Annotated in this window: 4 protein-coding genes; 1 reads left to right on the plus strand and 3 read right to left on the minus strand. The window is 54.8% G+C overall.

The features are described from left to right. Nucleotides 1-46: 46 nt before the first annotated feature. Nucleotides 47-931 carry a hypothetical protein gene (locus tag AC0XWG_RS19180; RefSeq protein ID WP_028017474.1) on the plus strand — a complete coding sequence of 295 codons (885 nt, stop codon included), beginning with the start codon at nucleotides 47-49 and terminating at the stop codon, nucleotides 929-931. Between the two features lie 35 nt (nucleotides 932-966). Here the strand turns inward: AC0XWG_RS19180 and AC0XWG_RS19185 are convergent, their stop codons facing one another. The 3 genes from AC0XWG_RS19185 to AC0XWG_RS19195 all read right to left on the minus strand — a co-directional run bounded on the left by AC0XWG_RS19185 (nucleotide 967) and on the right by AC0XWG_RS19195 (nucleotide 6352). Beyond that, nucleotides 967-2142 carry an HlyD family type I secretion periplasmic adaptor subunit gene (locus AC0XWG_RS19185; protein WP_049007286.1) on the minus strand — a complete coding sequence of 392 codons (1176 nt, stop codon included), beginning with the start codon at nucleotides 2140-2142 and terminating at the stop codon, nucleotides 967-969. After that, nucleotides 2139-4319 (minus strand): type I secretion system permease/ATPase, encoded by a 2181-nt coding sequence (locus tag AC0XWG_RS19190; RefSeq protein ID WP_128347763.1) that lies wholly within the window; start codon nucleotides 4317-4319, stop codon nucleotides 2139-2141. The genes AC0XWG_RS19185 and AC0XWG_RS19190 overlap by 4 nt, the downstream gene beginning before the upstream one ends. Before the next feature lie 176 nt (nucleotides 4320-4495). Beyond that, complete coding sequence (locus AC0XWG_RS19195) at nucleotides 4496-6352, minus strand: FG-GAP repeat domain-containing protein (protein ID WP_475681122.1); 1857 nt, start codon at nucleotides 6350-6352, stop codon at nucleotides 4496-4498. Between the last annotated feature and the right edge of the window lie 46 nt (nucleotides 6353-6398).

Consider the following 6398-nt stretch of genomic DNA (forward strand, 5'->3'; position numbering starts at 1 on the left):
GCTGGATACTTCATCTATCGGCTCATTCAAATACGAGAAATACGCTATGGATAATCATATCTCATCCAGGGCCTTGCTACATCGAAGGGATGTTATAAAGAACAATCCGCGATTCAGTGAGGCAATATTAGAGCACTACACCATTAATGACACCATCTACAAAAAACAACCTTTGTTCTACAAAACAATGCTGCAGGAATCACGATTTAACATTATCCTTTCCATGTGTTGTTTTATTTTTGGAAATCAGGCTGAATCTGTCTCGGAAATAAAAGAGTTATGTTCTCGCTATAAAATAGCCAGCCCCAACAGCGTTATTGCAATCATTACGATACTCAGAACCACCGGGCGCATCAGCACCTGGCGCTGCACGGAAGACAGACGCAAAACGAGAATAGCGCCAACTGAAAAAGGCCTGAATGAACTAAAGCGATATATGTCCGGGGCATTTTTGCCGGTCAGCATTCTTTATCCGGCATTTAATATTGACGTTAACCTTTTGGATAATGACGTGTTGAGAAATAATTTTTTCCGTCGCGCGGCAGAATATCTTTTTCGGGGATTAACGTTCAGAAAGGTTTTGCCTGAAGTGGGATTATTCATCGATAAAGATGGCGGTCGAATGATTATGCTCTATCTATACCTGCAGGCCATAAAAAACAAATCTGCCCATGGTGCAACTATTGAATATTCAGCAAGCACACTCGCAAAAGAATTTTTTGTTTCAAGAATTCACGTCAACCGAATCATCAAATCGGCACAAGAGGCAGGTTATCTGAAAGATCGCGGTGATGGGCGTATGTCGATATACCCGGCGTTTATCGAACTCGTTGAAAATTATGCCGGATTATATTTTGCATATGTCACGCATTACATTAACGTTGTTCCTAAAGATCGCCGCCACGCTCATCACGTGACGTCAACCGCTTAACTCAGCAGGCGTTCGGTGTTCCGAACGCCATTCGCCTATCGCTCTCGTAACGCCTCTTTCGCTTTATTCAATGGTTTCAACAGATAATCCAGAATAGTTTTACTGCCCGTTTTAATATCAACCGTGGCTATCATGCCTGGAAAGACCGGAAACTCTTTGCCTTGCTTATTGGTCAGATGGTTATTGTCGGTACGGATGTAAACGCGATAATAGTAGACGTCTCTTTTCACTTCATCCTGTAAGGTGTCCGGGGAAATCATGGTCACGTCTCCTTCCAGCCCACCGTAAATGGAGTAGTCATAGGCCGTAATTTTCACCAGCGCTTTCTGGCCTGGATGGATAAAGGCCACATCACGCGGTGAGATTTTCGCCTCAACCACCATCTGATCGTCCAGCGGAACCAGGCTCATCAGTTTGCCGTTGGGGGGAATAACGCCACCAACGGTTGTAACGTCAATATCCTTAACAATCCCGCGAACCGGCGCATTGAAGGTCAGCCTTGTCAGGGAATCCTCGCGCCCCTTCATCACCGAACGCTGGGCTTCAATTTCCGCATTCGCTTTTGCCAGCTCTTCACGGGCGCGAACGTAGTACTGATTTTTCATCTCGGTGATTTTATTCTCAAGCTCATTTTTTTGACGCTCAAGACGTAATACCTCAACCTTGCTGGCCGCACCCTGGGTCACCAGTGGTCGGGTTAACGACAGCTCTCGCTGCACCAGTTCTGCCCCCTGACGCAAACCAGCCAGCCCTTTTTCCAGACTCTCGCGACGGGACTGGTAAAGCGCTGTTTCCTGCTTGACCAGCTCAACGTCGTCATCCAGTTCCTCAGGAAACGCGAGCTCCGTATCGTTCACTTCGGCCTTCAGGCGCGCAGCCGTTGCCAGCGCGGCATTCAGACGAGACTCACTCTCCAGCACGCTTGACTCGGTTTTGGTCCGGTCAAGCTGCGCAAGCTGCTGACCGCGTTCAACAATGTCACCTTCGCGCACCATCAGGCTGTGAATAATGCCGCCCTCAAGAGACTGAATCACCTGCTCATGCGATGAAGGTATAACTTTGCCGTTGCCGGTAGTGACTTCATCAAGCTGGAAAAGACTCGCCCAGATGATAAACACCGCCAGCAGGGCGAACAGCGACCATGCCACCAGGGACGATCGCGGTAAGCGCGGCTCCTTCAGACGACTATTGAAACGTGAGAAATCATTCATGCCGCGCCCTCCTCTGCCACCGCTGCCGGTTTCATGGTCACGGTGCGCTGAGCCGCTTTTTGCGGTGCCATACCGTGCTGATGCAGGATCGCGTCACGTGGACCGTCCATCACCACCTTACCGTTTTCCAGCACAATGATACGGTCGACCAGGTCCAGAATAGGCAAGCGGTGAGTTGCCACAACCAACGTCCGGCGTTTACCCAGCCACTTGTGAAGATGTTGAATAAACTGCTTCTCGCTCACTTCATCCAGCCAGGCGGTAGGCTCATCCAGCAGCAGGATATGCGGTGAGGTGATCAGGGCGCGCGCCAACAACAGCGCCTGGCGCTGGCCGCCCGATAGCCCCGTGCCTCCCTCGTTGATGATGGTGTTCAACCCCATTTTCTGTTTGCGCACAAACTCCAGCGCACCGCTGTTGACCAGCGCATGATGAATTTCATCGTCAGTGGCGAGCGGGTTCCCCATCAGGATGTTGTCGCGCACCGAGCCAAAGAACAGGCGCGCCTGCTGGCTGAGCAACTGCATATCACGACGCACGTCGGCCGGATCAAGATGGTTCAGGGCAATATCGTCCAGCAGAATGCTCCCCTGCTGCGGCTCCTGCATACCCGCCAGAAGCTGTAACAGCGTGCTTTTACCGGAACCATTTCGCCCCAGCACCGCAACCCGTTCTCCGGCACGGATCTGCAGCTTGCTGATGTTGAGTACGGTGAGTTTCTCTTCTTCGTCGTAGTAAAACCCGACGTCCTCAAGCCTGTAATCGCCGCGCAGGTGCGCTTTGTGCACCTTTTTGCCGTGCTGCGGATCGTCAATCGGACGCTGCATCAGGTCGTCCAGCCCCTTGCGGGCCACTTTTGCCGACTGCCAGCGCGAGAGCACGCCTGAGATCTGCGACAGCGGCGCAATTGTGCGCGATGCCAGAATCGAGGTCCCCACCAGCGCACCGGTGGTCATGTCGCCGCTGATCACCAGATAACAGCCCACCAGCAGTACCACCGCATAGACAATCGACTGCACCTCCTGCGTCCAGGTGAGCAGCAGGCCCGTCAGCCAGCGCTGCTTCATACCAACGCTGGCGGCAACGTCGTTGGTGTTATTCCACTGGTTCTGGAAACGCTGCTCGGCGCGCATCAGCTTGATGTCTTCAATGCCCTGCACCGCTTCCACCAGCGTGGCGTTACGAATGGCGGATTCACGCATCCCTTCGCTGGAGAGTTTACCCAGCGGACGCTGCACCAGCAGACCCGGAATGAGCAGCAACGGCACGGCGAGCAGAACCACCAGCACCAGCGGACCGCCAATCATCCACAGGATGAAGACGAACAGCAGGAAAAACGGCAGATCGGAGAGTGCCGCAATGGTGGTGGAGGTGATGAGCTCGCGCACCGACTCCAGCTCGCGGATCTGGGCAATAAACGATCCGGTTGATTTAGAGCGCGCGCCGTTTTTAATCCGTAGCGCATGGGCAAAAACGCGTTCGGATATGCGCAGATCGGCACGCTTCCCCACCACGTCAGAAATATGTACGCGCAGCATACGCATGATGAATTCGAACACGATGGCAATCATCACGCCGCCAAACAGCACCCACAGCGTGGCTTCTGACTGCGACGGTACCACCCTGTCGTAGACCTGCATGGAGAAAACCATGCCGGAAAGCGCCAGCACGTTAGCGACCAGCGCCACCAGCATAATGTCGCTGTAGCGTCGCCAGTCCTTCAGCGCCAGTTGCCAGAACCAGTTTTTTTCATACGGTTTGATGTAGTCATCCACGCGGGCATCCGGCGCGGATTCAAGCGGGCGCAGCACCATCAGTCCTGTTAACCGTGAACCTAGCTCCTCACGCGTTAGCGTTGTCTCCAGACCTCCGTCGCCACTGAACTGCAGACTGACATTACCTTCACCGTCCATGCGAGCGATCACCGCGATTTGCCCGCCGGTGAATTCCGCCAGCATCGGCAAGCGCCACGGGTCAAGGGATACGGCATCTGCCGCGACCATACGCATCCCCAGCCCAAGCTGGCGCGCCATCTCCTCCAGCACCAGCTGGCGCGGAGACTGACTTTCATGATTAATGGTGACCCGAACATGCTCCGCAGAAAAATCCAGCCGATAATGCTTCGCGATGATGAACATGCCCTGCAGCCAGGGTTCGTACTGTGGATGTGTCTTCATAATGCTACGTCCTGTCCAGCGCGATAATTACGCACTGAAATGATACCTTTACGGGATGATTGAAAATCGAACCGTCTCTAAACGAGCCCGCAAAATAATCTTGTGAAATATAGGGTTATTGCTATTCGTGTAAATAAACGCAAAAAGCCGCGAGGATCGCTCCCCGCGGCGCTGTTTTACGCAATTAACAGCTGATGGTTTGCCAGCAGCGTCGCCAGATCCGTCTGAACGCCGTTGAGTGTCACCAGGGTGGTTGGCGTGAACTGACCGCCGGTACCGTCCAGATCCACCTGGATTTCGGTATTGCTGCCGTTCTGCACCACGCGGATGTAATCGCTGATATTGCCCGCGCTGCTGTCCAGCGTGGCCACGCCGTTCACATAGCTCGCCGAGCCCGTGCCGGTGTAGCCGCTGCCGGAGAGCAGATCGCGCAGGTCAATACGATCCGTGTCCGCCGTCCCTTCCCAGGTGCCGACCGTAAAGCCGTTCACCACGTCGTGACCGTTACCGCCCGTGGCATCCGACGCGTTGATCAGCTTATAGAGCAGCGTATCGTGACCGCCGCTGCCGATGTTGAAGGTGTCGTTTCCGCCTCGGCCTTCGAACTGGTTATCACCGCTGTTGCCAGTGATAACGTCGTCGAAGTCAGAGCCGTTAATCCCTTCAATGTTCAGCAGCCGCGTGGTACCGAACCCGGTGTTCTGGGCGGTTGAGAGGCGTAAGTCAACCGTAATCCCGGACGTTGCGTTGCGGTAATCCACCACGTCCATCCCACCGGTATTGCTCCAGGTGTCGTAGTCGGAATGGGTATTCCAGCCGCCGGAACCGTTGTAGGTATAGGTGCCATCCTCTGCGATAAAGGTGTCGTTATACCCGGTCCCGGTGATGGTCCCGCTGTGGCCGCCGGTGGCGGCTTCGGCCGTCAGGACGTAGCCCTCTTTGCCGTTGCCCGCCTCCAGACCGCTCCAGGTGACGTTATCCGACACGCCGTTGGTGATCTTCAGGATCTCTGCCGAATAGGTTTCTTTCGGATCCAGCCCGTAGAAACTCACCAGTGCAGAGGTATCGTTCGAACCGATACCGGACTGGGCGTTGATGATCTGCGACGCCACCAGCACGCCCGCGGCGTTATACAGATTGACCGTGTTGCCGTAGTAGGCGTTGATGCCCTCGCTATCGACAATGTGCAGATGCATCGCAGTGCCGTCAGCAATGGTTTTGCTGTTTTGTACCAGCACCACCTTACCGTTTTGCTGAGACACCAGCAGATCCTGCGCGCCGTCCCAGTTGTAGTCCACGGCCGCCACGCCGGTGACGTTCGCCAGGCCCGAAGCCAGCTGGCTTGAGGTCCAGGTGGAACCGTAACCGTTGTTGGTGAACAGGGTCGCCGTCTGCGAGCCGCCATAGGTACTGAGCTTGATGATGTCCATCTGCCCGTCGCCGTTCCAGTCCACCGCCACTGACAGATAACCTGCCGTAGCGTTCGAGGCTTCCACCGCGCTCTTGGTGGCAGAGAGCTTCCCGGTACCGTCGTTGTAGTAGATCACCCCGCCGTTGTTGTTGTAGCTGCTGCCCAGGTACAGATCCATGTAGCCATCGCCGTTGAAATCCGCCCACGTCATGGACGCCGCCGTGGTGGTATTCGAGGCGTTAGCCACAAACACGTTGGTCAGGTTCTGGCCGATGGAGAGCGTGCCGTTACCGTTGTTGTTGATCACGGTTAACGAGTTCGCGCCGCTGCGGTTGGTGTGCTGAACCACATCCACGGTGCCGTCATTGTTAATATCGACGCCGGAGATTTCACGCATGGTAGTGAATTGTCCCCAGAATCCCGCACCGCCGTAGGTACCATCAGGCGAGAGTACTCCATTGTTATTGATCAAATAGGTGATGGAGTCAGCACCGGAGTCGCCGTACGCCAGATCAAGATAGCCATCGCCGGTTTTGTCGTAGGCAATTACGCCGCCGTACCAGATGGTGGTCCCCACCGCCAGCTGGCTGGCGTTATAGGTGCTGCCATCGTAGGTCCACATTACCTGCGTGGATCCGCCATAGGTGTTCTCCGTGGCGAAAATGTCC

It is taken from the genome of Enterobacter sp. DVT3837, from assembly GCF_056238685.1.